This is a genomic window from Roseateles saccharophilus (genome assembly GCF_004342485.1).
Taxonomy (GTDB): domain Bacteria; phylum Pseudomonadota; class Gammaproteobacteria; order Burkholderiales; family Burkholderiaceae_C; genus Pelomonas; species Pelomonas saccharophila.
The window spans coordinates 59,015-83,572 of sequence record NZ_SMBU01000026.1 but is presented as its reverse complement, the minus strand read 5'-3'; the positions used below and the strand labels follow the sequence as shown (position 1 = coordinate 83,572).

28 protein-coding genes and 1 tRNA gene are annotated in these 24,558 nt (G+C 67.6%); 16 read left to right on the top strand and 13 right to left on the bottom strand.

What is annotated here, in order from left to right; genetic code table 11:
* Positions 1-436: 436 nt before the first annotated feature.
* Together EV671_RS18905 and EV671_RS18900 are read right to left on the bottom strand one after the other, a co-directional pair.
* On the bottom strand, positions 437-1,168 hold the full coding sequence (locus EV671_RS18905; protein ID WP_338139967.1) for a tyrosine-type recombinase/integrase: 732 nt from the start codon (positions 1,166-1,168) through the stop codon (positions 437-439).
* Positions 1,169-1,518: 350 nt separating this feature from the next.
* Positions 1,519-2,433, bottom strand: coding sequence for a YicC/YloC family endoribonuclease (locus EV671_RS18900; RefSeq protein ID WP_132574597.1), 915 nt, complete (start codon positions 2,431-2,433; stop codon positions 1,519-1,521).
* 32 nt (positions 2,434-2,465) lie between these two features.
* On the opposite strand from EV671_RS18900, the gene EV671_RS18895 reads away from it, so the two are divergent.
* Genes EV671_RS18895 through hemW form a run of 5 tightly spaced genes read left to right on the top strand, consistent with a single transcriptional unit; the run spans position 2,466 to position 6,880 of the window.
* Positions 2,466-3,434, top strand: a complete 969-nt coding sequence (locus EV671_RS18895) for a serine/threonine protein kinase (RefSeq protein ID WP_088481794.1) — start codon at positions 2,466-2,468, stop codon at positions 3,432-3,434.
* Positions 3,431-4,339: a PP2C family protein-serine/threonine phosphatase gene (locus EV671_RS18890; RefSeq protein WP_132574595.1), complete on the top strand. Its 909-nt coding sequence runs from the start codon at positions 3,431-3,433 to the stop codon at positions 4,337-4,339. The genes EV671_RS18895 and EV671_RS18890 overlap by 4 nt, the downstream gene beginning before the upstream one ends.
* 15 nt (positions 4,340-4,354) lie before the next feature.
* Positions 4,355-5,086, top strand: coding sequence for a ribonuclease PH (gene rph / locus EV671_RS18885; RefSeq protein WP_132574593.1), 732 nt, complete (start codon positions 4,355-4,357; stop codon positions 5,084-5,086).
* A gap of 2 nt (positions 5,087-5,088) precedes the next feature.
* Entirely contained in the window at positions 5,089-5,703 is a 615-nt protein-coding gene (locus EV671_RS18880) for a non-canonical purine NTP pyrophosphatase (protein ID WP_132574591.1), read from the top strand.
* A 13-nt stretch (positions 5,704-5,716) separates the two neighbouring features.
* Positions 5,717-6,880 carry a radical SAM family heme chaperone HemW gene (gene hemW, locus EV671_RS18875; protein WP_132574609.1) on the top strand — a complete coding sequence of 388 codons (1,164 nt, stop codon included), beginning with the start codon at positions 5,717-5,719 and terminating at the stop codon, positions 6,878-6,880.
* Here the strand turns inward: hemW and EV671_RS18870 are convergent.
* Positions 6,852-7,781 carry a LysR substrate-binding domain-containing protein gene (locus EV671_RS18870; protein WP_132574589.1) on the bottom strand — a complete coding sequence of 310 codons (930 nt, stop codon included), beginning with the start codon at positions 7,779-7,781 and terminating at the stop codon, positions 6,852-6,854. The two genes, hemW and EV671_RS18870, sit on opposite strands and share 29 nt — an antisense overlap.
* A gap of 97 nt (positions 7,782-7,878) precedes the next feature.
* Between EV671_RS18870 and EV671_RS18865 the strand changes: the two genes are divergently transcribed.
* Positions 7,879-8,169 (top strand): hypothetical protein, encoded by a 291-nt coding sequence (locus EV671_RS18865; RefSeq protein WP_132574587.1) that lies wholly within the window; start codon positions 7,879-7,881, stop codon positions 8,167-8,169.
* On the opposite strand, the gene EV671_RS18860 is transcribed toward EV671_RS18865, so the two are convergent.
* From EV671_RS18860 to EV671_RS18850, 3 genes are all read right to left on the bottom strand, one after another.
* Complete coding sequence (locus EV671_RS18860; protein ID WP_132574585.1) at positions 8,156-9,244, bottom strand: protein-glutamate methylesterase/protein-glutamine glutaminase; 1,089 nt, start codon at positions 9,242-9,244, stop codon at positions 8,156-8,158. The genes EV671_RS18865 and EV671_RS18860 overlap by 14 nt on opposite strands.
* A 174-nt stretch (positions 9,245-9,418) precedes the next feature.
* Positions 9,419-10,078 (bottom strand): chemoreceptor glutamine deamidase CheD, encoded by a 660-nt coding sequence (gene cheD, locus EV671_RS18855; RefSeq protein WP_132574583.1) that lies wholly within the window; start codon positions 10,076-10,078, stop codon positions 9,419-9,421.
* Positions 10,079-10,219: 141 nt separating this feature from the next.
* The gene (locus EV671_RS18850) at positions 10,220-11,071 is read right to left on the bottom strand and encodes a CheR family methyltransferase (RefSeq protein WP_132574581.1); all 852 of its coding nucleotides are present in this window, start codon (positions 11,069-11,071) and stop codon (positions 10,220-10,222) included.
* 236 nt (positions 11,072-11,307) lie between these two features.
* Here EV671_RS18850 and EV671_RS18845 point away from each other — a divergent pair, with 236 nt between their 5' ends.
* From EV671_RS18845 to EV671_RS18835, 3 genes are read left to right on the top strand one after another with little or no spacing between them, the layout of a single operon-like run.
* Positions 11,308-12,018, top strand: coding sequence for a GGDEF domain-containing protein (locus EV671_RS18845; protein WP_132574579.1), 711 nt, complete (start codon positions 11,308-11,310; stop codon positions 12,016-12,018).
* Positions 12,015-12,827: a MinD/ParA family protein gene (locus EV671_RS18840; protein WP_132574577.1), complete on the top strand. Its 813-nt coding sequence runs from the start codon at positions 12,015-12,017 to the stop codon at positions 12,825-12,827. Before EV671_RS18845 ends, EV671_RS18840 begins: the two co-directional genes overlap by 4 nt.
* The gene (locus EV671_RS18835) at positions 12,820-13,212 is read left to right on the top strand and encodes a group II truncated hemoglobin (protein ID WP_132574575.1); all 393 of its coding nucleotides are present in this window, start codon (positions 12,820-12,822) and stop codon (positions 13,210-13,212) included. Before EV671_RS18840 ends, EV671_RS18835 begins: the two co-directional genes overlap by 8 nt.
* Before the next feature lie 7 nt (positions 13,213-13,219).
* Here the strand turns inward: EV671_RS18835 and EV671_RS18830 are convergent, their stop codons facing one another.
* The 3 genes from EV671_RS18830 to radC all read right to left on the bottom strand — a co-directional run bounded on the left by EV671_RS18830 (position 13,220) and on the right by radC (position 15,393).
* A complete protein-coding gene (locus tag EV671_RS18830) occupies positions 13,220-13,855 on the bottom strand; it encodes a hypothetical protein (protein WP_132574573.1) in 636 nt (211 codons plus the stop codon).
* A gap of 145 nt (positions 13,856-14,000) precedes the next feature.
* On the bottom strand, positions 14,001-14,645 hold the full coding sequence (locus tag EV671_RS18825; protein WP_132574571.1) for a Smr/MutS family protein: 645 nt from the start codon (positions 14,643-14,645) through the stop codon (positions 14,001-14,003).
* Positions 14,646-14,718: 73 nt separating this feature from the next.
* A complete protein-coding gene (gene radC / locus EV671_RS18820) occupies positions 14,719-15,393 on the bottom strand; it encodes a RadC family protein (protein ID WP_132574569.1) in 675 nt (224 codons plus the stop codon).
* A gap of 42 nt (positions 15,394-15,435) precedes the next feature.
* Here radC and EV671_RS18815 point away from each other — a divergent pair, with 42 nt between their 5' ends.
* The 5 genes from EV671_RS18815 (at position 15,436) to EV671_RS18795 (ending at position 19,799) form a co-directional block, all read left to right on the top strand.
* Positions 15,436-15,879, top strand: coding sequence for an FKBP-type peptidyl-prolyl cis-trans isomerase (locus tag EV671_RS18815; RefSeq protein ID WP_132574567.1), 444 nt, complete (start codon positions 15,436-15,438; stop codon positions 15,877-15,879).
* A complete protein-coding gene (ispH, locus tag EV671_RS18810; RefSeq protein WP_132574565.1) occupies positions 15,879-16,856 on the top strand; it encodes a 4-hydroxy-3-methylbut-2-enyl diphosphate reductase in 978 nt (325 codons plus the stop codon). Before EV671_RS18815 ends, ispH begins: the two co-directional genes overlap by 1 nt.
* A gap of 77 nt (positions 16,857-16,933) precedes the next feature.
* Entirely contained in the window at positions 16,934-18,241 is a 1,308-nt protein-coding gene (gene serS, locus EV671_RS18805; protein ID WP_132574563.1) for a serine--tRNA ligase, read from the top strand.
* A 55-nt stretch (positions 18,242-18,296) separates the two neighbouring features.
* Positions 18,297-18,387, top strand: a tRNA-Ser gene (locus EV671_RS18800).
* Between the two features lie 197 nt (positions 18,388-18,584).
* On the top strand, positions 18,585-19,799 hold the full coding sequence (locus EV671_RS18795; RefSeq protein WP_132574561.1) for a tyrosine-type recombinase/integrase: 1,215 nt from the start codon (positions 18,585-18,587) through the stop codon (positions 19,797-19,799).
* On the opposite strand, the gene EV671_RS18790 is transcribed toward EV671_RS18795, so the two are convergent.
* Positions 19,789-20,064 carry a helix-turn-helix domain-containing protein gene (locus EV671_RS18790; RefSeq protein WP_132574559.1) on the bottom strand — a complete coding sequence of 92 codons (276 nt, stop codon included), beginning with the start codon at positions 20,062-20,064 and terminating at the stop codon, positions 19,789-19,791. The two genes, EV671_RS18795 and EV671_RS18790, sit on opposite strands and share 11 nt — an antisense overlap.
* Before the next feature lie 149 nt (positions 20,065-20,213).
* Positions 20,214-20,738: a hypothetical protein gene (locus EV671_RS18785; protein WP_132574557.1), complete on the bottom strand. Its 525-nt coding sequence runs from the start codon at positions 20,736-20,738 to the stop codon at positions 20,214-20,216.
* A gap of 80 nt (positions 20,739-20,818) precedes the next feature.
* Between EV671_RS18785 and EV671_RS18780 the strand changes: the two genes are divergently transcribed.
* Together EV671_RS18780 and EV671_RS18775 are read left to right on the top strand one after the other, a co-directional pair.
* On the top strand, positions 20,819-21,313 hold the full coding sequence (locus EV671_RS18780; RefSeq protein WP_132574555.1) for an RNA polymerase sigma factor: 495 nt from the start codon (positions 20,819-20,821) through the stop codon (positions 21,311-21,313).
* A gap of 44 nt (positions 21,314-21,357) precedes the next feature.
* Complete coding sequence (locus tag EV671_RS18775; RefSeq protein WP_132574553.1) at positions 21,358-22,368, top strand: FecR family protein; 1,011 nt, start codon at positions 21,358-21,360, stop codon at positions 22,366-22,368.
* A gap of 886 nt (positions 22,369-23,254) precedes the next feature.
* On the opposite strand, the gene EV671_RS18770 is transcribed toward EV671_RS18775, so the two are convergent.
* Positions 23,255-23,767, bottom strand: coding sequence for a hypothetical protein (locus EV671_RS18770; RefSeq protein WP_132574551.1), 513 nt, complete (start codon positions 23,765-23,767; stop codon positions 23,255-23,257).
* Positions 23,768-23,816: 49 nt separating this feature from the next.
* Positions 23,817-24,500 (bottom strand): DVUA0089 family protein, encoded by a 684-nt coding sequence (locus EV671_RS18765; RefSeq protein WP_132574549.1) that lies wholly within the window; start codon positions 24,498-24,500, stop codon positions 23,817-23,819.
* Positions 24,501-24,558: the final 58 nt, after the last annotated feature.

Below are 24,558 nucleotides of genomic sequence, written 5' to 3'. Positions count from 1 at the left end.
ATCGTGTGGCGGGAGATGCCGGTGCGGCGCTCGATCTCGCGCTGGCTGTTGCCCGCGCGCAGGAGCGTCCAGATCGTGGTTTGTAGATGTGGCTTCAAGACGTTCACCTTGTGAGTCCCCTCCGTTGAGGGGCGCAAGTTACGTCCTGCCTTCGTCAGGGCTGAGGCGCCTGACCGACCGTGTTCAACGGGTCAATTCACCCCGGCCAGGTGGAGCAGTTTGAGTGGCCATAAGTGGGGCACTTTGGGTGGCCGCCGGGGCCTAGTCACGGTGAAAGTCAATGGATGGAGTACAAATGCAACATCTGCTGCCCCCATCCGGCGACCCACGATTCCGTTTTCGAGCCACGTCGAGCGCGCCGATTCAGTGTCCGGCGCCTTGTGGAGATAGTTGTTCAAGCCCCAGGACTTCGCGCTGGTCCAGTGCGAAGAAGGAATCAGCCACGGGCTGCTTCTTCGCCGATGGCGCGGGCCATCCAGGATGGGAGGGCTGCCCGATGGGCGGTCAGAGTTCGCCACTCTGCCTCGGGCAGCCACCGGCTCTTCGCCTGCTCCGTGCCGCCAGCGTCGGCCACTTCGAAGCCGTACGCCGGATTGGAGTCGATCCACTTGCGCTTGACCGCAAAGTGGAACATCCGAAGCAGGTATCGGCGTACGTCGTTGGCCACGGTGGGTGCGCCGGCCGCGACGATTCGGGTCAGCACCTCGTCGATGTGGACTGGCCGCACGACCTCGACCGGGAGCTTGCCAATCACCGGCTCGATGTGGCGCCGAATCGCTCGTTCGACCGCCTCCGGGCGCCTGTACTTTGGCGCGATGTCCCTCTCGTACCAGGCGCTCGCGAGGCTCTCGACGTTATGGGCGTCGCTGATGCGGAGCTTCTGCAGGCGCTTCTGCACCGCGACGTCCACGCCCTGCTGGATCTGCGCGCGGTCGCGCAGGGCCAACTCGCGGGCCGTCCGTAGCGTGATCTCGGGGTAGCGGCCCAGCACCTTCTCCTTCTGGCGACCGCCGAAGCGGTACCGGAGGATCCAGGAGGCTTTGCCGACCCGGGCGCCCACCTCGGAAGCGACGAACATCAGTCCGTCGCCGACGGATCGGTTGACGGGCCCGGCGCTCAGCCAAGACTTGAGCAAGAGATCAGAAACCGGCTTTGGTGTTGTACCCACAGAAACCTCCGTTGGGGGATCGATGGGGCGACCCTCCTCTTGAGCTGCGGGAAACCTGGACCAAGCAACGCGACGGTGAACTACCTCAAGAGATGGTTGCGCTTTGACGAGACGGTTTCCATGCCGGCCTGCGAAGCGCTACTGAAGATCGGCGTCGAATCCGGCGCCGTGCGGTGGCATGGCTGTCGAGGGCCGCGCGAGGGGCCTTGCGCCGGGGCAAGCTGCCGGCAGTTCACCCCACGGAAGCCGCGCGCTTCAGTGAGACGACCTGGGACGCCGTGATATTGACTACCGTTGCGGGTTTGCGCCGAGCATCGAACTGCGGGACGGCATGAGACGCCGTGAGACGTTCATTCGATGTTTTGCACCTGCTCGCGCATCTGCTCGATGGCGACCTTCATCTCGACGGAGATGTTCGTCAGCTCGAGGGCCGCGGACTTGGAGCCCAGGGTGTTGGCTTCGCGATGCAGTTCCTGGATCAGGAAGTCCAGGCGCTTGCCGAGCTCGCCGCCCTTCTTCAAAAGGCGGGTCAGCTCGTCCAGATGGGCGCGTAGCCGTGCCAGCTCCTCGGCCACGTCGATGCGGATCGCGAACGCCGCGGCTTCGTTCAGTGCGCGCTCCTGCAGGGCTTCCTGAGGCACGCTGGACTGGGCGCCCGTGGCGTTCAGCGCCTCCTGCCAGCGTTCCAGGAAGCGCTGCTGCTGGCGCGCCACCACGGCGGGCAGCAGCGGCTCGGCCTCGTCGGCCAGCTCGCGCAGCCGCTTGATGCGCTCCGTCAGGATGGCGACCAGCTTTTCGCCCTCGCGCTCGCGGGATTCGGCTAGGCCGTCGATGCAGGCCTTGGCGGCCACCAGCGTCGTGGCGTCGAGCTGGACCGGCGTGCTGCCGCCGCTCTTGCACCAGTTCAGCGTTTCTTGGACGGACAGCGGCGCGGCCTGGGGCAGCCAGGCGCGCACCTTGGCCTCCAGGCTGGCCAGGCGGTTGAGCTGCTCGGGCTGGGGCTGGGGCCAGCCGCCATCGGCCTCGCGCTGGGTGTTGATGCGCAGCTCGATCTTGCCGCGCTTGAAGCGGGCGGCGATGAGTTCGCGCAACTGGGGCTCGAGGCCGCGCAGCTCCTCGGGCATGCGCATGGACAGGTCCAGGAAGCGGCCGTTGACCGACCGCAATTCGACGCTGACACTGGCCTGGATGGTGCTGTTGCCCTCTTCGGCTTTAGGGGGTTGCGCCAGGGAATTGGCGTACCCGGTCATGCTGTAGACTGGCATTTCGCACTCGTAGAAACAGATAAAACGCGATTATGTCCAAGCCGAAGCCGGCGCCCTTGCCCGCAGGCACGGTGGTTGGGGGCTACCAGATCATCAAGCGGCTGGCGGCGGGCGGTTTCGGCGTTGTCTACCTCGCCGAGGACCCCGACCACCATCTGGTCGCGCTGAAGGAATATCTGCCCTCGTCGCTTGCCGAGCGCTCCCCGGGGGAGCTGACGCCCCGCGTCAAGCCCGAAAAGCAGCCGCTGTACCGGCTCGGGCTGAAGAGCTTCTTCGAAGAAGGCCGCTCGCTCGCGCAGATTTCGCATCCCAGCGTCGTCTCGGTGCTGAACTTCCTGCGCGAGAACGAGACCGTCTACATGGTCATGAACTATCTGCAGGGCGACACGCTGCAGGATTTCATCGTGACCGCACGCGACATGAAGCGCGACAAGGTCTTCCGCGAGTCGACCATCCGCAGCCTCTTCGACGAGATCCTGCGCGGCCTGCGCATCGTGCACCAGCACAAGATGCTGCACCTGGACATCAAGCCGGCCAACATCTTCATCACCAACGACAACAAGGCCGTGCTGCTGGACTTCGGCGCCGCGCGCGAGGTGCTGAGCAAGGAAGGCAACTTCATCCGCCCGATGTACACGCCGGGCTTCGCCGCGCCGGAGATGTACCGCCGCGACGGCTCGCTCGGTCCCTGGACCGACATCTACGCCATCGGCGCCTGCATCTACGCCTGCATGCAGGGCTATCCGCCCAACGACGCGCCGCAGCGCCTGGAGAAGGACCGCCTGTCCCTGAGCCTGTCGCGCCTGCGCAATGTCTACTCCGACAACCTGCTCGAAGTGACCGAGTGGTGCATGTCGCTGGACCCGCTGGCCCGGCCGCAGAGCGTGTTCGCGCTGCAGAAGGAGCTCGCCCGCGAGACCGAAAGGCGCTACACCAAGCTCAGCTTCAGCGAGCGCCTCAAACTGCAACTTGAGAACTTGAAGTCCGGAGCCAAAGCTTGAGATTCAGCGTCTTCCAGGTCAGCCGCCGCGGCGGTCGCGAGACCAATGAAGACCGCATGGGCTATTGCTACACGCGGGAGGCGGGCCTGTTTGCGCTGGCCGATGGTATGGGTGGGCACCCCGAAGGCGAGGTTGCGGCTCAGATCGCGCTGCAGACCCTGGCCGCGCTGTTCCAGCAGGACGCCCGGCCGGTGCTCGAGGACCCGCAGCGCTTCCTGCAGGAGACCATCGTCATCGCCCACCAGCAGCTGCTGCGCTATGCGGCCAGCAAGGGCCTGACCGACACGCCCCGCACCACGGTCGTCGCCTGCATCCTGCAGGGCAATCAGGCCTGGTGGGCGCATTGCGGCGACTCGCGCCTCTATCTCGTGCGTGGCGGCAAGCTGATCGCCCGCACGCGTGACCACTCCTATTCCGAGCTGCAGGAGGCGCTGGGCCGCGTCGGGCGCGGCAACGAGCCCTTCAACCGCAACGTGCTCTTCACCTGCCTGGGCAGCCCCGGCAAGCCCATGATCGACTGCCAGGGGCCGCTCACTCTGGAGTCCGCGGACCGCCTGCTGCTGTGCTCCGACGGCCTGTGGGGCAGCGTCGAGGATCACGAGATCGTCCAGCAGATGGCCGACCAGGCCATCTCCGAGGCCGCGCCCGAGCTCGTCGAAGAGGCGCTGCGCCGCGGCGGCGAGCGCAGCGACAACGTCACCGTTCTGGCCGTCGAATGGGAAGGCGAGGGTGACCCTGCCGGCGACACGACGCAGAACCTCGGCAACTCCGGCTTCGCGTCCACCATCCAGGGGGCGCTGGACGCCGACCTCGTCGCCGCGATGGACGACGAGGAGATCGAACGCGCCGTGCGCGAGATCAACGAAGTCATCCGCCAATCCGGCCGCGGCGCCAACCGTCGCTAACCTCTTTTTTTCTCCATGACCAAGACCTTCACGCGCAGCGCGGGCCGCGCCGCCAACCAGCTGCGCCCCGTGCGCATCACCCGCGGTTTCACCGTGCATGCCGAGGGCTCGGTGCTGATCGAGTTCGGCGCGACGCGCGTGCTGTGCACGGCCTCGGTCGAGGAGCGCGTGCCACCGCACAAGCGCGGTTCGGGCGAGGGCTGGGTCACGGCCGAGTACGGCATGCTGCCGCGCGCCACCCACACCCGCGGCGACCGCGAGGCCGCCAAGGGCAAGCAGAGCGGCCGCACGCAGGAGATCCAGCGCCTGATCGGCCGCTCGCTGCGCGCCGTGTTCGACCTGGGCGTTCTGGGCGAGCGCACCATCACGCTGGACTGCGACGTGCTGCAGGCCGACGGCGGCACGCGCACGGCGGCCATCACCGGCGCCTTCGTCGCGGCCCGCGATGCGGTGAACAAGCTGCTGGCCGAGGGCAAGATCGCCGCGTCGCCGATCAAGGATGCGGTCGCCGCGATCTCGGTCGGCATCGTCGACGGCGTGCCGCTGCTGGACCTCGAATTCACCGAGGACTCCGCCTGCGACACCGACATGAACGTCGTCATGACCGGCGCCGGCGGCTTCGTCGAGCTGCAGGGCACGGCCGAGGGCGTCGTCTTCACGCGCGACGAGATGAACGCGCTGCTGGATCTGGCCGACAAGGGCATCCGCGAGCTGATCGCGGCCCAGCAGGCGGCACTGAAGGCATGAGCATGAAGCTCGTCCTCGCCTCCAACAACGCGAAGAAGCTCGTCGAGTTGCAGGCCTTGTTCGCGCCGCTGGGCATCGAACTCGTCACGCAGGGCAGCCTCGGCATCGCGGAGGCCGAGGAGCCCTTCGAGACCTTTGCCGAGAACGCGCTGGCCAAGGCCCGCCATGCGGCCAGGGCCAGCGGCCTGCCGGCCCTGGCCGACGACTCTGGGCTGAGCGTCGATGCCCTAGGCGGCGCGCCCGGTGTGCGTTCGGCCCGCTATGCGCTGGACGCCGGCGGCGAGAAGGGCGACGCGGCCAACAACGAGCGGCTGCTGCGCGAACTGGCCGGTGTCGACGACGCACAGGACCGCGGCGCGCGCTTCGTCTGTGCGCTGGTGGCCGTGCGCAGTGCGGCCGACCCCGAGCCGCTGGTCGCGATGGGCCGTTGGTCCGGCCGCATCCTGACGACGCCGCGCGGCACCGGTGGCTTCGGCTATGACCCGCTGATGTTCATTCCGCCGCTATGCCGTGCGGTTGCCGAACTGGGCCCGGTTGAGAAGAACATCCACAGCCACCGTGCGTTGGCCGCAGGCGAACTCGTGCGCCAGATGCGCGAGGTCTGGAAACTTGGCTGAGCTGACCCACCTGATGCGCCCGGGCACGCTGCAGCTGCCCGCGCTGCCGCCGTTGGCGCTGTATGTGCACCTGCCCTGGTGCCTGCGCAAATGCCCCTACTGCGACTTCAATTCGCATGAGGTCAAGGATGGCGCACTGGCGGTCGACACGGCCGAGGCCTACCTCGCCGCGCTGCGCGCCGACCTGGAGGCTGCGCTGCCGCTGATCTGGGGCCGGCCGGTCGTCAGCATCTTCGTCGGCGGCGGCACGCCCAGCCTGTTCAACCCCGGGCAGATCGCCCAGCTGATCTCCGACATCCGCGCCCGGCTGCCGCTGGAGCCGGGCTGCGAGATCACGCTGGAGGCCAACCCGGGCACCTTCGAGCGCGAGCGCTTCAAGGGCTTCCGCCAGGCCGGCGTCACGCGGCTGTCGGTGGGCGTGCAGAGCTTCGACGACGCGCAGCTGAAGAAGCTCGGCCGCGTGCACAGCGCGGGCCAGGCGCGCGAGGCGCTGGCCGAGGCGGCCGCCGCCTTCGAGACCTTCAACCTCGACCTGATGTATGCGCTGCCCGGCCAGACGCTGGACGAGCTGGCGCTCGAGCTGGACGCCGCGCTGGCCTTCAATCCGCCCCATCTGTCGATCTACCATCTGACCATCGAGCCCAACACGGTGTTCGCGACGCGCACGCCGGCCGGCCTGCCTGATGCTGACCTCGCCAGCGACATGCTGGACCTGATCACCCGCAAGACGGCAGCCGCGGGCCTGTCGCGCTACGAAGTCTCGGCCTTCGCCCGCGAGAGCCACCGCTGCGCGCACAACCTGAACTACTGGCAGTTCGGCGACTACCTCGGCATCGGCGCCGGCGCGCACAGCAAGCTGAGCTTCCCGAATCGCGTGCTGCGCCAGGTGCGCTGGCGCGAGCCGGCCGCCTTCATGGCCCAGGACAACAAGGTCAGCAACGAGCACGAGGTCGCGCGCAAGGACCTGCCTTTCGAGTTCATGCTGAACGCGCTGCGGTTGAAGGACGGCGTCACGGTGACGCAGTTCCTCGAGCGCACCGGCCTGCCGCCGTCCAGCATCGCCGGCGCGCTGGAGACGGCGCGCGCCCGTGGCCTTCTCGAGGCCGATCCGGCGCGCATCCAGCCCACCGAGCGCGGCTTCGACTTCCTCAGCGATCTGCAGCAGCTGTTTCTGTGAGCCTCTGCTGCAGCGCCGCGATCTCGGCGTGCAGCCAGTCGCAGAAGGCGCGCACGGCCGGGTCGTCGCGCAGGGCCTCGGGGTAGACGACCTGATAGTCGCGTGAGGCGTCCTCGTCGATGGCCTGGGCCGACACGCGCACCAGCCGGCCATCGAGCACCGCGTCGGCGGCAAACAGCTCGCGCGTCAGTGCGACGCCCATGCCCTGCTCGGCTGCCTGACCGAGCAAGGCTGCGTCGTTGAAGCTCGCCACCGGTTTTGGGGCGGCCGCCTTGTAGCCCGCCTGCGTGAACCAGTCCCGCCACAGGTCGGCGTCACCAAGCAAGGGCTGCTGGGCCAGCAGTTCGAGCGGCACCCCCACGAGGCGCTGCGCCAGGGCCGGCGCGGTGACGACGATGTGCGGCGAATGGAACAGGGGCTCGGACGCCAGGCCGGGCCAGGGGCCGCGCCCGATGCGCAGGCCGAGGTGGAAGCCCTCGCGTTCGAGATCCACGAGCTGCTGCGACGAATGCAGCTCCAGCGTGATGCAGGGTTGCAGCGCCTGCCAGCGCGGCAGCCGTGGCAGCAGCCAGCGCTGCGCGAAGGAGGGCAGGGCGGTCACGCGCAGCGTCTGGGCCGCGCTGCCATGGGCCTGGGCGGCGGCCAGCAGCCCGGCCTGCAATTCGGCGAACACCCGGGCCACCGCCCGCTGCATGGCCTGGCCAGCGGGGTTCAGCGCCAGGCGCCGGCCCTGGCGCGTGAACAGCTCGAAGCCGACCCGGGCCTCGAGGGCGCGGATCTGCTGGCTGACCGCGCTGTGCGTCAGATGCAGGCTTTCGGCCGCGGCGCGCAGGTTTTCGGTCTGTGCCGCGGCACGGAAGGCTGCCAGGTAGTGCAGCGGAAAACGGTCCAGCGAGCTCATGTTGGTAAGTAATTCAAACCAAGCAATGAAGAATTAACCGCTTCTTCGATGGAAGTTGGATCAATAGCATAACCAGCATTCGCAAATGGAGGTTCCCATGAAGACGCTGCTTCGCTGGATCGCCGCACTGCCCTTCACGCCGCTGGCGGTGCTGACACTGCAAGGCCTGGCCCTGAACGCGCAGGCGCTCACCGATACGAATGCGGAGCTGAAGGCGGCCGCGGCCGACCGTGCGGCGGGCATGGCCATCGTGGCCGGGGCCAAGCCCGCGAGGCCGGCCCGGATGGTGTGGGTGCCGCCCACGGCCAGGGCACTCGACGGTTTCAAGCCCCTGCTGCCGCCGGCGCCAGCCGACGCGCCGGCCCGTGCCGGCGTCAGACGCGGTTGATCGACATGCCGGCCGTCGCGCGCAGGCGCTCCAGCACCTTGGCGGCGATCTGGTTCAGCGGCAGCACCTCGTCGGCCGCGCCGGCCGCGATGGCTTCGCGCGGCATGCCGAAGACGACGCAGCTGGCCTCGTCCTGGCAGTAGTTGTAGGCGCCGGCGTCCTTCATGACCTTCATTGCACGGGCACCGTCGGCGCCCATGCCGGTCAGCATGATGCCGATGGCGTTCGGGCCGACGACCTTGGCGGCGGACAGGAACAGGGCCTCGACCGAGGGCTTGTGGCGGTTGATGGGCTCGCCGTCCTGTACGCGGGCGATGTAGTTGGCGCCGCTGCGCTCCACCGTCAGGTGCAGGCCGCCGGGGGCGATGTAGCCGTGGCCGGGCAGGATGCGCTCGCCGTCCTGGGCCTCCTTCACGCGGATCTTGCACAGGCCGTCCAGGCGTGCCGCATAGCTCTTCGTGAAGCCGGGCGGCATGTGCTGGGTGATGACGACGGCCGGGCTGTCGGCGGGCAGGTTGACGAGCACGTCCTTGGTCGCCTCGGTGCCACCGGTGGAGGCGCCGATGAAGATGAGCTTCTCGGTCGAGGCCTTGCCCAGGCTGGCCATCGTGACGGCCTTGACCGGCGCGGCGGGCGCGGCACCCGGCGCGGGTGGCGGCGGGGCACGGCGGATGTGGGCCTTGGAGGCGATGCGGATCTTGTCGGTGATGTCCTGGGCCAGCTGGCGGATGCCGTCGGCTACACCGATCTTGGGCTTGGCGACGAAGTCGATCGCGCCCAGCTCCAGCGCCTTCAGCGTGACCTCGGCACCGCGCTCGGTCAGCGTGGACACCATCACGACGGGCATGGGCCGCAGCCGCATCAGGCGTGACAGGAAGTCCAGGCCATCCATGCGCGGCATCTCGACGTCCAGCGTGATGACGTCGGGGTTGAGGTTGCGGATCATCTCGCGCGCCACCAGGGGGTCGGAGGCGGCGCCGATGCATTCCATGTCGGGCTGGCGGTTGATGATCTCTGTGAGGATGGAGCGCACCAGCGCCGAATCGTCCACCACCACGACCTTGGTCTTGGCCATCGTTGGACTCCTAGAAGCCGTGATTGGACCCTGCGCGACCGAGCAGGTCGTCGCAGCGTCGCCAGTCAAGGCGCAAAGCGCAGCCGTAGCTAGGGCTACGGCGAGCATTTGCAACGCCGAGTGGCGGCGTTGCGGCGGGATGAGCGGGCGCGAAGGGTTCGTTCACGGCTTCTCTTAGAACAAATCGATGGAGCCGCCGCTGCTGGCGACGGGCTGCACCTTCTGGATTGCGGCGCGGTCCTGTTGGACCAGCGCATCGGTATTCGTCGGCGCCAGGCGCTTGACCATGGCCTTGCCGCTGGCGGGCAGGAAGCAGACCTTGCGCGGGTAGACGTCCATCACGTCCTTGGACACGATGGGGATGCGCTCCAGCTTCAGGTAGTCGATGACGAAGTTGGTGTTGCGCTCACCCACGTTCAGCGAGTTCATGCCCGAGATGACGGCGCCGCCGCCGAAGATCTTGGCCTCCATGCGCGCCTTGCTGGCGCCGCGCTTCATCATCTCGTTGATCAGCAGTTCCATCGCGAAGGAACCGTAGCGGCCCGAGTCGCCATTGCCCTCGGGCAGCATGAAGTGGTTCATGCCGCCGATCCGCGCGACGCGGTCCCACAGGCAGGCGGCGATGCAGGAGCCCAGCGTCGTCATCACCAGCAGATCCTCCTGGTCGACGAAGTACTCGCCCGGCAGGATCTTGACGGCCGCGTTCTTGAAATGGGCGTCGTAGAAGAAGAAGGAGGCCTCGCCCTGCTTGCGGGGCTGGGCCTTGAGCTGGTTGACCTTGGCGAGCGCGGCGGGGTTGCCGAGGGTCGAGGCGGATGCGAGAGGGGTGCTCATGTCAGTGGTTCCACGACGCCTGGCATGACTGACGTCCCAGGAGATGAATGACTGAGCGGCTGCCGTGGAACTGGCTTTGCCAGGCCACTGGCAGCGCCCCCTTGAGGGGGCCGGCGAAGCCACTAGGGGGTGTTCTCATTTCTAGACCCGTTCGTAGATGGTTTTCCCGCGCAGCTTGAACAGGTCGCGCGATTCGGTGAAGTTTTCGGAATGCCCGACGAAGAGCAGGCCGCCCGGACGCATGACGCGATGGATGCGCTCCAGCACCCTGCGCTGCGTGGGGGCGTCGAAATAGATCATCACGTTGCGGCAGAACACCATGTGGAAGGGGTCGCCGAGCTGCCACTGCTGGTCCATCAGGTTCAGCGTGCGGAACTCCACCCAGCGCTGCAGTTCGGGCTTGACGCGGATCTTGCCGGCGTTGGCGCCCGTGCCGCGCATGAAGAAGTTCTTCAGCCGCGTCGCGTCGAGGCCGCGGGAGTCGGCGTTGTAGACCCCGCGCTTGGCCGTGGCCAGCACATTGGTGTCGATGTCGCTCGCAACCAGTTGCACCGAGGCGCCCGACCCGAGTGTCTCGCTGCAGGTCATCAGGATGGAATAGGGCTCCTCGCCGGTCGATGCCGCGCAACACCAGATGCGCACGGCCTTGCCGACGAAGGGCCTGAGGTCGTCCTTCAGCGCGTGGAAATGGTGCTCCTCACGGAAGAAGGAGGTCAGGTTGGTCGTCAGGCAGTTGACGAATTCCTGCCATTCCAGCGCGCCGGTCGGGCCGCTGGAAGACTCCAGCCATTGCAGATAGCTCGCAAAGCTCTTGTGCCCGGTCTCGCGCAGGCGGCGCGAGAGCCGGCTGTAGACCATCGCATGCTTGCCGTCATGCAGGCTGATGCCGGCGTGCTTGTAGATCAGCTCGCGTACGCGGTCGAAGTCGGCCTTGCTGAAGCTGAACTCGTGATCCAGGGAGTCGCTGCCGTGGGCGAGGTCGGGTGCGGGCATGTCTCAATAATCAGATTTGTTGGTGCTCGCAGCAGGTCTGGCGTTGGCGCGTCGATTCTGCACCGCAGGTCGTTTGTACGACCCCGGCCCGGTCCAGCATAGTGCAAACAGCCCGCAGGAACGTGCCTGTTTCACGACCGGGGCCAGCGCGGGCCGCTGCTAGACTGCCCTGAAACCACAATGCCCCCATCCGCCGGCCCCGCCTGCTGTTCTTGGACCCCCAGCCCGCCCCACCGATGATCGACGCTGCTGCACTGGATCTGGACCAGGCCCTGCAGTTGCTGCAACAGGCGGGTGCCCCGCTTCCGGACGAGGCGCCGCACAGCGCCGCCTGGCTGCAAGCCGTGCTGGACGCTTTGTGCGACATCTCCAGCAAGGACGCGCTGACCGGCCTCGTGAACCGCCGCAGCTTCGAGATGGCGCTGTCCCGCGAGGTCGACCGCGTCGCACGCTCGGGCGAGGCCGCCTTGCTGCTGCTGCTCGACATCGACCACTTCAAGGCGGTCAACGACACCCACGGCCATGCGGCCGGCGACCAGGTCATCCGCGCGGTGGCCTATGCCATCGCGCAGACCGTCCGGCCGATGGGCCTTGTCGCCCGGGTCGGAGGCGAGGAGTTCGCGATCATCCTGCCCAACTGCGCCACCCATGTCGGTCTGGCCGTCGCCGAGCGGGTCCGCGAGCGCGTGTCCGAGCTCAGCATCGAGGCGGGGGCGGGCCAGATGCTGGGCGTCACGGTCAGCCTGGGCGGCGCGTTCGCGCCGCAGTGGGTGCGCTCGTCGTCGCTGCTGTGGACCGAGCGCGCTGACCGCCAGCTCTACCGAGCCAAGGCCGAGGGCCGCAACCGTGCCTGCCTGGAACCCCAGATCGACTCCCTGGTCAGCGCCGAAGAAAAGGGCATGTTGTTCACCCCCCTGAATTCAGACCTGCAACAGGACAGCCCATGAGCACCACCCCCGATCCTGCTGCTCCCGCAACGTCGCCACCGCGCGCCGCGCGCGGAGGTGCCCGCACCCTCGCCGTCACCAGCGGCAAGGGCGGCGTCGGCAAGACCTTCGTCACCGCCAACCTCGCCGCAGCCCTGGCCGCGCGCGGCCAGAAGGTGCTGGTGCTGGACGCCGACCTCGGCCTCGCCAACCTCGACGTGGTGCTCAACCTGCACCCCAAGCTGACGCTGCACGACGTCTTCACCGAGAAGGCGACGCTGGAACAGGCCATCCTGCCCGCGCCCGGCGGCTTCTCCGTGCTGCTGGCCGGCTCAGGCATGGTCGAGTACTCGCGACTGACGCCCGAGGTGCGCGACAAGCTGCTGCACATCATCGACCTGGTCAAGCCGCGCTTCGACTGGGTGCTGCTGGACACCGGCGCCGGCATCTCCGATGTCGTGCTGTTCGCGATCTCGCTGGCGACCGATGTGCTCGTCGTCGCCACGCCCGAGCCCACGTCGCTGACCGACGCCTACGCCACCATCAAGGTGCTGGCCACGCAGCAGGAGCGCCGCCAGGTTGGCCTGCTCGTGAACCAGGCCAACCGCGTCGGCGAGGGCAGGCTGATCTGCGGCCAGTTGCAGCAGGTGCTGCAGCGCTTCGTCGGCCAGGCGCCGGGGCAGGGGTTCCGGCTGGAGCTGCTGGCCGAGGTCAAGGCCGATCCGGCCGTGAAGCAGGCCGTGCTCAAGCGCCAGCTGATGCTGGAACACTACCCCGGCTGCGACGCAGCCCAGGCCATCAAGGCGCTCGCCTCCAAGCTCCTTGGCTGAACCTGCCGCCACCGCTTTCGAATGGGTAGGCGGCGAGGCGCGCGTGCGCGAACTCGTCGACCGCTTCTACGACCTGATGGACCTGGAGCCGGCCTATGCCCGGCTGCGCGCGGCGCATGGCGACTCGCTGGACTCGGCGCGCGACAAGCTGTTCTGGTTCCTGTGCGGCTGGCTGGGCGGGCCCGACCACTACGTCGGCCGCTTCGGCCATCCGCGGCTGCGGGCGCGGCATCTGCCATTTCGCATCGGCATCGCCGAGCGCGACGAATGGCTGGCCTGCATGGGCCAGGCGATGCGGGAGGTGGGCGTGGACCCGGCCCTGCAAACCCGCCTGGCCGAGTCCTTCTCGGGCACCGCCGACTGGATGCGCAACGTCGGCGGCTGATGCCGTCTCAGTCGAGCCGGAACGCGAAATCCTGCTGGAACATCGCGTCGCCCTGGCATTGGTAGCCCGCGAGGGCGGCCTCCACCGAGTGCTGCAGTGCGCGCCGTGACTTGCCGTCCAGGGCCCCTTGCATGACGCGGATCTCGCTGCCCACGACGCGACCGCCGCGCACCGTGGCGAGCACCTGCAGCACGGCCTCGCCGCTCCAGTTCAGGGCCGGCACCTCCGGCCGCGGCATCAGCGAGCACACGGCGCCCGGTGCAGAAACCTGCGTCTGAGACCTGGTGGCGGGAGGTGGTGCGACAGTGGTCGGCCCGGTGGCCGTCGGGCCGTCGGTGGTCGGGGTTGTCGGCCCGTCGAAGCGGATCGGGTCCGGCGTGATGGTGGGCTCATCGGGGGCAGGCAGTGGCTGCACCGGCACCGTCGGGATGATGGGCTGGGCGGCCCTGATCGGCGGCTGCTGCGGTGGTGGCGGTTCCGGTGTTTTGCGTATTGACGGCAGCAGGACCGTCGGCTCCTTGGGCTTGGCTGCCGGCTTGATGAAGCCCAGGCTCAGGGCCGTGATCGCGGCGATGTGGACCGCGATGACGACGCCGATGCCCGTGAAGCGGGCGGGCGCAGGGGAAAGGCGGGACAGTTCCATGGGCACGACTCCTCGTGGTGGCAGGGGAAACCGTTGTCGCGCGTTTGCCGCGGGTTTGGTCCAGGCTAACCCGGCCTAACGCGGCGGGTCAATGGCGGGTCATCCGCGTCGGCGCGGCGCCACGGTCCTGGCTGGGGGCGAAGCGTCAGGGCGAGCCGGCCAGCAGCACCATCAGCGCGCCGGCGCCGCCGTCGCTGGCGCGCGCCTGCACGAAGGCCAGCACCTCGTTCTTCTGCACCAGCCAGCGCCGCACGCGGCCCTTGAGCACCGGCTCTCGGCCCGGCGAGCCATGGCCCTTGCCGTGCACGACGCGCACGCAGCGCAGGCCGCGTCGGGCGCTGTCATGGATGAACAGGCCCAGTGCCTCGCGCGCGGCGTCGCGGCGCAGGCCATGCAGGTCGAGCTGGGCCTGCAGCGCCCAGTGGCCGCGGCGCAGCTTGCGCACCACCTCGGCCGCGATGCCGTCGCGGCGGAAGGACAGGGTTTCGTCCGTGTCCAGCAGCGTGTCGATGTCGATCTCGTCGGACAGCGCCTGCAGCAGCACGGCGCGCTCGTCGGCCTCGCGCTGGCGCGGCTCGGGGGCGGGCCGCTCGCGTGCATGCAGCACGCGGTCCACACGGCGCAGCGGCGTGACGGGGCCGACGCTGAGCTCGAAGACGCGCTTCTCCTGCTCCGCCAGCCGGGCCGCGGCGGCACGGCGCTCACGCTCGATCTCGGCGGCGAGCCGCGCCGCGCTCAGCTCGCGGGCCAGCGGCTTCAGGTCGGCGAGGCTGCGGACGACCTTGGTCATTGGTGCGCCCTTCGGCCTGCGGCCTGTCCCGCCGAGCGGGAGCGAGCTGGCTTGGGGCGACCCGGCGCGGCGCTCACAGCAGGCCCCGTTCGGCAAAGGACACGACCTCGCCGGCACCGACGACGAGGTGGTCGACGACGCGCACGTCCACCAGCGCCAGCGCCTGGCTGAGCTGGTGGGTCAGCAACTCGTCGGCCTGGGAGGGCTCGGCATGGCCGCTCGGGTGGTTGTGGGCCAGGATGGCTGCACCGGCGCCCAGGGCGAGCGCGCGCTTGACGACCTCGCGCGGATGGACCGTCGTCGAGGTCAGCGAGCCCTGGAACAGCGTCTCCATCGCGATCAGCTTGAGCTGCGTGTCCAGGAAGAGCACGGCGAAGACCTCGTGCCCCAGGCCGCCGAGCTGCAGCCGCAGATAAGCCTTCACCGTGTCGACATCGTTCATGGCCGGCTTCTCGGCCAGCCGCTGGTTCAGCGAGCGCCGCGCGATCTCCAGCACGGCGGCGATCTCGGCCCGCTTGGCCGGCCCCAGGCCCTTGACCTTGCCGAGGTCCTGCACGTTGGCCGCCAGCAGCCCGGCCCAGCCGCCGAAGCGGTCCAGCAGGCTCTGCGCGAGCTGCAGCACCGGCGTGCCCTGGATACCGGTGCGCAGCAGCAGGGCCAGCAGCTCGGCGTCCGCCAGCGCCTGCGGGCCGCGGGCGAGCAGCTTCTCGCGCGGGCGGGCTTCAGGGGGCAGGTGGGTCAGCGACATAAAATCGGCCGCAGTCTAGCCAAGCGTTTGCATCCCCCTCGCATGAACCCCATCCAGGCCGGGTCCTTCCTGACCCTGCATTACCGGCTCTCGGGCCCGGACGGCGCCGACATCGTCAATACCTTCGATGACAAGCCGGCCACGCTGTCCCTTGGCGCCGGCCAGCTGTCGCCGGCCATCGAGGCGCGCCTGATCGGCCTGCCCGAGGGCGCGCACGAGCGCTTCGAGCTGGCACCCGGCGAGGCTTTCGGCGAACGCAATCCCGAACTGCTGCAGCGCGTGAAGCTGACGCTGCTGCGCCAGCTGGGCGACCCGGACGAGGTCTACAGCGTCGGCGACGTCGTGCAGTTCCCCGGCCCGGACGGCTCGGGCGGCTATGCCGGCGTCGTGCGCGAGCTGGGCGAGGAGGCCCTGCTGTTCGACTTCAACCACCCGCTGGCCGGCCAGCCGGTGAGCTTCGAAGTCCAAGTGATCGGGGTGCTGTGATGGACGCCGTCGTGCAACCCCAGGAAGTGCTGCTGGCCGAGCCGCGCGGCTTCTGCGCCGGCGTGGACCGCGCCATCGAGATCGTCGAGCGCGCGCTGGTCAAGTTCGGCGCGCCCATCTACGTGCGCCATGAGATCGTGCACAACACCTACGTCGTCAACGACCTGAAGTCGCGCGGTGCGATCTTCATCGAGGACCTGGCCGAGGTGCCGGCCGGCGCGACGCTGGTGTTCAGCGCCCACGGTGTCAGCCAGGAGGTGCGCCGCGAGGCCGCCTCGCGCGGCTTCAACGTGTTCGATGCGACCTGCCCGCTGGTGACCAAGGTTCACGTCGAGGTGGCCAAGCTGCACCGCGAGGGCTATGAGTTCATCATGATCGGCCACAAGGGCCACCCCGAGGTCGAGGGCACGATGGGCCAGCTGAGCGACGGCATCTTCCTCGTCGAAGAGGTCGCGGATGTCGCCAAGGTCAGCGTCAAGGACCAGACCAAGCTCGCCGTCGTCACGCAGACGACGCTGAGCGTGGACGACGCGGCCGAGATCCTCGCCGAGGTGAAGCGTGTCTTCCCGCAGGTGCGCGAGCCCAAGAAGCAGGACATCTGCTATGCGACGCAGAACCGTCAGGACGCGGTCAAGCTGCTGGCGCCTCGGGTGGATGTCGTCATCGTCGTCGGCAGCCCGACCAGCTCCAACAGCAACCGCCTGCGCGAGCTGGCCGAGCGCCTGGGCACGCCGGGCTATATGGTCGATGCCGCCGCGGACCTGAAGGCGGAGTGGCTGGAAGGCCGCCCGCGCGTGGGCCTGACGGCCGGCGCCTCGGCACCCGACGTGCTGGTGCAGGCCGTCATCGACCGGCTGCGCGCGCTCGGCGCCACCACCGTGCGCAGCCTGCCGGGCGTGGAGGAGCACGTGCGCTTCCCGCTGCCCATGGGCCTGGGCGACAAGTCCATGGCCGAGGTGAGTTCCTCCCGATCCTGACGCCGATGCCTCATGCATCCGGCGGCGCTGATGACATCGGCGCCGTTTTCGTATCCGATTTCTGAAGGTTGATCCTCATGCTCGACATCACCCAATTGCGCAAGGACCTCGATACCGTCGTCGAGCGCCTGAACGCGCGCAAGAACCCCCAGCCCTATCTCGACGTGGAGCGCTTCAAGGCCTTCGAGGCCGAGCGCAAGGCGGTGCAGACCCGCACCGAGGAACTGCAGGCCCGCCGCAACGCGCTGTCCAAGCAGATCGGCATGGCCCGGGGCAAGGGCGAAGACGCTTCGGCGCTGATGGCCGAGGTCGGCGGCATCGCCGACGAACTCAAGGCCGGCGCCGAGCGCCTGGAAGCGATCCAGCTCGAGCTGAACGAGATGCTGATGGGCGTGCCCAACCTGCCGGACGCCAGCGTGCCGGCCGGCGCCGACGAGACCGGCAACGTCGAGGTGCGCCGCTGGGGCAGCCCGCGCGCATTCGACTTCGACGTGAAGGACCACGTCGACCTCGGCGCCCCGCTGGGCCTGGACTTCGAGACCGGTGCCAAGCTGTCGGGCTCGCGCTTCAGCTTCCTGAAGGGCCCCGTCGCCCGCCTGCACCGCGCGCTCGCGCAGTTCATGCTCGACGTGCAGACGACGGAGCACGGCTACACCGAGTGCTACACGCCCTACATCGTCAACCGCGAGATCCTCGAAGGCACGGGCCAGCTGCCCAAGTTCAAGGAGGACATGTTCTGGGTGCTGCGCGGCGGCGACGACGAGCAGGGCGAGCAGTACCTGATCTCGACGTCGGAAATCTCGCTGACCAACACCGTACGCGAGAGCGTGCTGAAGGCCGAGGAGCTGCCGGTCAAGCTGACGGCCCACAGCCCCTGCTTCCGTTCGGAGGCCGGCTCGGCCGGCCGCGACACCCGCGGCATGATCCGCCAGCACCAGTTCGACAAGGTCGAGATGGTCCGCATCGAACAGCCCGAGCACAGCATGGCCGCGCTGGAAGAGATGACGCTGCACGCCGAGGCCGTGCTGCAGAAGCTCGGCCTGCCTTACCGGACGATGCTGCTGTGCACCGGTGACATGGGCTTCGGCTCGACCAAGACCTATGACCTCGAGGTCTGGCTGCCGGCCCAGAACACCTACCGCGAGATCAGCTCCTGCTCGAACATGGGCGCCTTCCAGGCCCGCCGCATGCAGGCGCGCTTCAAGAATGCCCAGGGCAAGAACGAACTCGTGCACACGCTGAACGGCTCCGGCCTGGCCGTGGGCCGCACGCTGGTGGCCGTGCTGGAGAACTACCAGAATGCCGACGGCAGCATCACGGTGCCCGAGGCGCTGCGCCCCTATATGGGCGGTGTCGACACGCTGCGCGCCCGAGTTGCCGGGTAAGGCGAAAAGCTGGCTATAATGGCCGGCTTCACTCGCACCAACGCGTACCGATTCAGGAGAGGTGGCAGAGTGGTCGAATGTACCTGACTCGAAATCAGGCGTACGGTATCCCCGTACCGAGGGTTCGAATCCCTCCCTCTCCGCCAAAGATCAGTTTCGGGACGTCTTCTGAAGTCCCGCAAGGATCGCAAAAAGCCCGTTTTCCCCAGTGGATATGGGCTTTTTTGTTTTAGGACGTCCGGCGGCGTCCGTTGACAGCCCGCGATTCGCGGGGGTACGGTTGGGGGTACGTTGAAGACGAGCTGGGGGTACTTTCCTCCGGCAGCCTTTCGGAGGCGTCCCCATGGCTCTGACCGATACCGCCATCAAGAAGCTCAGGCCCGCTGACAAGCCGCTCAAGGTGAGCGACGAGCGGGGCCTGTACCTGCTGGTGAAGCCGCAGGGGGCGAAGCTCTGGCGATGGAAGTACCGCTTCCAGGGCAAGGAAAAGCTGATGGCCATCGGTGGCTATCCGGACGTCTCGCTCGCCAAGGCCCGTGAGAAGCGGGACGAGGGCCGCAAGCTGCTCGCTGCAGGCACGGACCCCATGGACCAGCGTCGGGAGGAGAAGGTCGCGCAGCGCATCGGCCTGGAAGACTCGTTTGAGGCCGTGGCTCGCAAATGGTGGGAGAGCTGGAGGATGGCCCGTTCAAGCCGCCATGCCGAGTATGTGCAGCGGCGGCTGGAAAGCGATGTGTTCCCCATCATTGGCCATCGCCCCATCGCTGAACTCGGGGCGGCGGAGTTGGTCGCGATGATGAAGCGCATCGAAGCGCGCGGTGCGCTGGATATCGCCAAGCGATCGATGCAAACCTGCGGCCAAGTCTTCCGCTACGCCATCGCGCACGGGAAGGCCTCCCGCAACCCCGCAACTGATGTGCGGCCGGGCGACGTGCTGCCCGCACGCAAGAAGCAGAACTACGCCCGGGTCGACGCCAAAGAGCTGCCCGATCTGCTGCGCAAGATCGAGGTCTACCAGGGCGCATCCATCACGCGCGCCGCCATGAAGCTGATGGCCATGACCTTCGTGCGCACCATCGAGTTGATCGGCGCCCGCTGGCGGGAGTTCGACCTGGACGCAGGGCGCTGGGACATCCCGGCCGAGCGCATGAAGATGAAGACGCCGCACATCGTCCCGCTGTCGACCCAGGCCGTGACCTTGCTGCAAGCGCTGCACACCAGCACGGGCAGCAGGGCCATGCTGTTCCCAGGCGAGCGCGATCCGAAGAAGCCGATGTCCAACAACACCATCCTCAAGGCCTTGGAGCGCATGGGCTACAAAGGTCGGATGACGGGGCACGGTTTTCGGGGCATCGCCTCCACGCTGCTGCATGAGCAGGGGTTTGACCACTCTCACATCGAGCTGCAACTGGCTCACCAAGAACGTGACGCCGTCTCGGCCAGCTACAACCATGCGCTGTACCTCACGCAGCGTGCCAGGATGATGCAGGCGTGGAGCGACTACCTGGACGCCAGCATTGCCGGCAACGTGGTGCCTTTACGCAAGCTCATCGCTTGATGGCCAGGCGTGGAGGCGTGTTTGCCTCAAGCCTGTGCTCGAACTTCTCGATGAAATCTGGAAGCGACATCCCCAGCGCGCCAACCCATCGGCGCAGTTCAAGCACATCCAAACGGCGGACGCCCCGTTCGACCCTGCTTACGTGCGTCTGCTCCCATTGCAGCTTTTCAGCCAGCTCGACTTGAGTCAGCTTCGCTGCGATGCGCGATTCGACGAGCAGCTCGCGGAGTAACAGTTGATCTTGGGTATGTAAGTTTTTTTGCATCGGCCGTCACAGAGCGGCCGACACCTTGCTGCGTCTGGAAAAATAGACGAAAAACGTCTATTCTGTGAATCGTCACCGCCTAAGGCAGGCGATCGGTTCCGTAATCCGCGTGGGCTCCATTCGTCTCGGCCCGTGTGCGTAGCAGGGAGTCACCAATGTCCTACTTCTTCTGGGAATCCAGCCGCTGGTTCAGCTGCGCGCTTTGCTGCCGCTATTTGGTCGTCCGGTTCGGCAAGCTCCGTATTCCGGTGTTCGAAGATGGAACCGCCGTGACCTCCGAATGGCACTGGGCACTCGGGTTCTTCACGGACGGCCAGTTCGGGGTGCTCGGCGCATGGCGAGATGACGGTGCGGGTACCGCCCAGCGGATAGCTGCGGACCTCCATGAGCGAGGCGTCGAACGCATCAATGCCATCGCGGCCGACGACGGCCTTGTCGAAGCGATGGCAGGTCTCCGGCCAAGGGTCGGCAGAGGTACCACGGCGGAACTCGCTGAGGTCGGCGCTTTCGGTCCTCGCATGCGACGTGCGGTTCGATGGACTGATGCCGCGGGGCAGCATCTGCAGGCTCGCCTGTCGCGCGTCGTAGCGCGCCAGGCCCCGTTTGCTGACCAAGTCGCTGCCGCTGAATTCATCGCCCAGGTATTCCAACGGGCGGATCGCGATCTGCTGCATGACCGGTGGGACCGCAAGCGTCCGGCGCCATATGGCCAAGGCGCATTTGTCGCCTCGCTTGCAGGCGCCGCCTGAACGCCATGTCGGCCCGACCCCTGAAGAACTGGCAGGACGTGCTGGCAAGGGTGCGGGGTGCGTTGCGGCGTCGCGGACGTACCGAGCACGAGGCCGAGGACCTGGTTCAGGAGGCGTGGTTGCGGCTGGCCCGATATGAGGACGAAAAGCAGCCCGTCGAGAAGCCCGAGGCCTTCCTGATGCGCACGGCGCTGAACCTGTCCATCGACACCCATCGCATGAACTCTGGCCGTGGCGAGCACATGCTGCTGGAGGACGTGGTGCTGATAGACACGACCCCGTCCACCGAGGCCGTGTTGCTGGCCAGGGAGCGCATGGCTCGTTTGACCCAGGGTCTGGGCCGGCTGAGCGAAAAGACCCGCGACGTCTTCCTGGCCAATCGACTCGACGGCCTGCCTTATACCGAGATCGCGAAGCTCCACGGCATCAGCGTCGCGACCGTGCAATACCACGTTGCCAAGGCGACCCTGCGCCTGACCAGTTGGATGGAAGGCTGGTAGCTGTGCAACCGTTGGACGCCTCCGGGGCGCCGGCGGCAAGTGACATGCCGCCTCTCGTCACGCAGGAAATCTTGGCAGAGGCCGCCGTGTGGCTGGCCCGACTGCATGGACCCGGCCGTTCCTACGTGATGGAACGCGAATGCCTGGCCTGGCAGGCGCGGTCGGCCGCCCACCGCCTGGCGTTTGAGCGCTGCACCGACACCTGGCAGGACGTCGCCGGCATCCAGCGCGCCAACATCCTTGCGTCACCCTCGGAAGACCAGGTAGGTCACGCAAACGGCGGCGGGAAGGGCCGGCGCCCGGCGCTTGCCATCGCAGCGCTTGGCTGCGTGGCCCTGTTTGCATTGAACCTTCGGCCCAACGACACCTACGGCACCGGCGTGGGCGAGCAGCGGCTGATCGTGCTAGCCGACGGCAGCCGGCTGACGCTGAACACGTCGACAGACGTCCGCGTGAAGCTGACGGACGCGTTGCGCGCCGTGACGGTGGAACGCGGCGAGGCGCTGTTCGAAGTCGCCAAGGACGCCAGTCGGCCGTTCGTCGTCAGTGTGTCCGACGCCAAGGTCGTCGCCACGGGGACGGCCTTCCTGGTTAGATTCGCGCCGCCAGCGAAGGCGGGTGGCGACGCCTTTGGCGTGACGTTGTTTGAAGGCCGGGTGATCGTGCAACGCTCGGACGCCGCCGTGCGGAGCGCGCTGAGCGGCCCGGTTGTCATGACGCCCGGCGAGCGCTTGCGCGTGGGCCAGGCGATCCTCGACAGCGGGCGTGCCGCGCTCACAGGCACGCGCCTTGACCGGCCCCAGCTCGACCCGCTGCTGGCCTGGAAGCGGGGCGTCGCGGTGCTGGATGACGTCACTCTGGCCGAAGCCGTGGCCGACATGAACCGCTACAGCAACGTGCCGATCACGGTGGCCGACTCGGAAGCGTTGAGGACGCTGCGTGTCAGCGGGGTATTCCGCACCGGCGACAACGAGGCCTTTGCACGGGCGGTGGCGAAGCTGCTTGACCTGGTCGTGCGGACACGCGACGGTGGGCTGGAATTGGCGGGCAAATAGCCTTCCGCGTTCTCGCGCCCTTCGCGCCAGGCAGAGACGCGGCCAGCTCCTGGCGACGTAGGTGCGGGCATCATCAAACGAGTTGAAACGAATCGTTAGCTGAACGGAGACGGCCGGAGACGAGGCGGATATTCCCGAGATCGCCAGGGACGTTTCGATGCGCCGCAGCTACCTCTGCTTCGAGCTATCCACGCCGTCCGCAGGGGGCACGATCAGCGTCATGCCCACGCCATCGAGTTCGTCCAACGGGGAGCAGCTAGAGCTGTTCCCCGACGCAGCGGCGTGGGCATCATCACCTCGCGCGCTGCGCCACACCCATGCTGTCAGCGGTCGCGCGCCCCTGTGTTCAGCTTGTCGGCCAAAACAGGTGGTGCGCCGGGCGGGCCGCACGCTCGAACATCGCCGGTTTGACTGGTAGTGTCCGCCGGACCAAGATGCGCGCGCATGAGAGGCAGCGACTTCAAATGGATTGCACTCGGGGCCGGTGGGGCACTGGTTTTCGGCTTCATTTGGCTGTGGCTCGATCGGCCGAACGAGGCGCCACCTTCGGCGCTACCGCTCCGGATCAGTGCCCGGCCCCCCGTGGCGTTGCCAGGCACGGCCGCTATCGGGGCAAGCTCGGTGCCGGCTTTGCTCGCTCCGCTGTCATTGCAGCCGTCCCAGCGGCCTCCTGCTCAGCCGATCGTTGTCGGTGTGCCGGCGGCGGATGTGCCGCACCCGCCGCTCGCCATCCGGAGCGATCCTGCAATGTCGAGCACGGCGGGCCCGGCTGAACGTCCCCCGCTATCGCAGCAGACTGACCCTGCTCAGGCGAGCACGCCTCGGCCACAGATGCCGGTGACGGTGCGCAACACGCCCTGAGAGCCCAAGGCACCGTTCGGCTCCCTCAACTGGCGTCGACGTAGTAGCCCCTGACGTCGACGTTGACACCTGCGCTGTCGTTGAAATCGCTGTCGCCCACCGAGATGTAGACGGTCGTGCCCGGGTCGGCAACGATGTTGACGGGCACGCCCTGCAGATAGGTCCAGCTGCCTGGCCGGGTAGCGATCGCGAAGGGAATCTGTTGCTCCCCGTAAGTGCCGCCAGATGATGTGTCGACCGCAATCGCATAGGCCGTGGTGCCGTTGTTGAATCCGGTGACGCTGTTGATCACCAGGTACTTGCCGGCGGGTACGACGAACGAGGAGGCGGAGCGGACGGTGGGGAACACGCGCGTCGCGAAGGCACTGCGTGCCGGATTGTCCGCGGCCTTGGTGATGACGGGGTTGAGCGCGGTGTTCGTCACCTGCACCAAGGCTGCGGCCGCGCCGCGCACGTCACGGGAAAGCCCGAATCCAAGCACCAGGCAGGCACCCAATGCGCCAAGCAGGAAGGGCCGATAGCTTTGGGGACGGTTCATCGCATTTCTCCTTCACGAAGTCGAAATTGAATGCGGCCATTCGCGCGGGCTAGCTGGACCTTCTTCCGAAGTTGCCGCGCCGTTGCGAATACAGGATGAGCAGTGCCAGTCCGCCCAGGATGGGCGTTGCAGGTTCCGCAAGGGCGGTTACCCCGGTGACGCCGATGTCGAGCGCCCATTTGGCGCTGCCATCCAGACAGTCCAAGCCCACGCAAGTCTGGAACACGCCGCCGCTCAGGTCGGTGAAGCCGTCACCCAGTTGGCCGCCGCCGAACACCGCATTGGGCAGATAGGTCCCATTCGTCAGCAGCACCGTGTAGACGCCGGGGCCCAGGTCGAAGCTCATGTGCAGATCGCCACAAACCGAGGCTGCGCCAATCGTCGCCTCGGACCCCGGCGGGCAGCCCGAATACCCGCCGTAGTTGCTCAGGATGTCCGAGCTGCCGTCGACAATTTGGGCGCTGTCGCCGGTGCCGGAGAACACTCCGACGAAGGGGGCAAAGCCGCCCGCTTGAATATTGACGCCGGCGGCATTGGTGCCGCCACCGAAACCCCAGGTCTGCAGGGTCACGGTGGACGCGCCGGACAGGCTCAGGACGATCTGGCCCGTCAGCGAATCGTCCGCGCCGGTCAGCGTGCCCGTGTAGGAGGTCGTGACCAGATTGGCCAGCACCGGCAGGCTCAGGCAGGTGAGGAAAAGGCTTGCAAAGCCCAGCCTCAGTCGAGCCCGCATGCGCAGCCAGGCCGGTTTCGTCTGCGGTGCTGTTGCCGGACGAGCCGGCAAAGCTCTG

Excerpts from the sequence above, each read along its gene's own strand:
- EV671_RS18785 (WP_132574557.1), bottom strand. The coding sequence starts at position 20,738 with ATGCAGCAGATCGCGATCCGCCCGTTGGAATACCTGGGCGATGAATTC.
- EV671_RS18895 (WP_088481794.1), top strand. The coding sequence starts at position 2,466 with ATGTCCAAGCCGAAGCCGGCGCCCTTGCCCGCAGGCACGGTGGTTGGG.
- ispH (WP_132574565.1), top strand. The coding sequence starts at position 15,879 with ATGGACGCCGTCGTGCAACCCCAGGAAGTGCTGCTGGCCGAGCCGCGC.
- EV671_RS18870 (WP_132574589.1), bottom strand. The coding sequence starts at position 7,781 with ATGAGCTCGCTGGACCGTTTTCCGCTGCACTACCTGGCAGCCTTCCGT.
- EV671_RS18765 (WP_132574549.1), bottom strand. The coding sequence starts at position 24,500 with ATGCGGGCTCGACTGAGGCTGGGCTTTGCAAGCCTTTTCCTCACCTGC.
- radC (WP_132574569.1), bottom strand. The coding sequence starts at position 15,393 with ATGTCGCTGACCCACCTGCCCCCTGAAGCCCGCCCGCGCGAGAAGCTG.
- EV671_RS18780 (WP_132574555.1), top strand. The coding sequence starts at position 20,819 with ATGTCGGCCCGACCCCTGAAGAACTGGCAGGACGTGCTGGCAAGGGTG.
- EV671_RS18850 (WP_132574581.1), bottom strand. The coding sequence starts at position 11,071 with ATGCCCGCACCCGACCTCGCCCACGGCAGCGACTCCCTGGATCACGAG.
- cheD (WP_132574583.1), bottom strand. The coding sequence starts at position 10,078 with ATGAGCACCCCTCTCGCATCCGCCTCGACCCTCGGCAACCCCGCCGCG.
- rph (WP_132574593.1), top strand. The coding sequence starts at position 4,355 with ATGACCAAGACCTTCACGCGCAGCGCGGGCCGCGCCGCCAACCAGCTG.
- hemW (WP_132574609.1), top strand. The coding sequence starts at position 5,717 with ATGCGCCCGGGCACGCTGCAGCTGCCCGCGCTGCCGCCGTTGGCGCTG.
- EV671_RS18865 (WP_132574587.1), top strand. The coding sequence starts at position 7,879 with ATGAAGACGCTGCTTCGCTGGATCGCCGCACTGCCCTTCACGCCGCTG.
- EV671_RS18830 (WP_132574573.1), bottom strand. The coding sequence starts at position 13,855 with ATGGAACTGTCCCGCCTTTCCCCTGCGCCCGCCCGCTTCACGGGCATC.
- EV671_RS18790 (WP_132574559.1), bottom strand. The coding sequence starts at position 20,064 with ATGCAAAAAAACTTACATACCCAAGATCAACTGTTACTCCGCGAGCTG.
- EV671_RS18770 (WP_132574551.1), bottom strand. The coding sequence starts at position 23,767 with ATGAACCGTCCCCAAAGCTATCGGCCCTTCCTGCTTGGCGCATTGGGT.
- EV671_RS18840 (WP_132574577.1), top strand. The coding sequence starts at position 12,015 with ATGAGCACCACCCCCGATCCTGCTGCTCCCGCAACGTCGCCACCGCGC.
- EV671_RS18795 (WP_132574561.1), top strand. The coding sequence starts at position 18,585 with ATGGCTCTGACCGATACCGCCATCAAGAAGCTCAGGCCCGCTGACAAG.
- serS (WP_132574563.1), top strand. The coding sequence starts at position 16,934 with ATGCTCGACATCACCCAATTGCGCAAGGACCTCGATACCGTCGTCGAG.
- EV671_RS18860 (WP_132574585.1), bottom strand. The coding sequence starts at position 9,244 with ATGGCCAAGACCAAGGTCGTGGTGGTGGACGATTCGGCGCTGGTGCGC.
- EV671_RS18775 (WP_132574553.1), top strand. The coding sequence starts at position 21,358 with ATGCCGCCTCTCGTCACGCAGGAAATCTTGGCAGAGGCCGCCGTGTGG.
- EV671_RS18880 (WP_132574591.1), top strand. The coding sequence starts at position 5,089 with ATGAAGCTCGTCCTCGCCTCCAACAACGCGAAGAAGCTCGTCGAGTTG.
- EV671_RS18845 (WP_132574579.1), top strand. The coding sequence starts at position 11,308 with ATGATCGACGCTGCTGCACTGGATCTGGACCAGGCCCTGCAGTTGCTG.
- EV671_RS18900 (WP_132574597.1), bottom strand. The coding sequence starts at position 2,433 with ATGCCAGTCTACAGCATGACCGGGTACGCCAATTCCCTGGCGCAACCC.
- EV671_RS18815 (WP_132574567.1), top strand. The coding sequence starts at position 15,436 with ATGAACCCCATCCAGGCCGGGTCCTTCCTGACCCTGCATTACCGGCTC.
- EV671_RS18825 (WP_132574571.1), bottom strand. The coding sequence starts at position 14,645 with ATGACCAAGGTCGTCCGCAGCCTCGCCGACCTGAAGCCGCTGGCCCGC.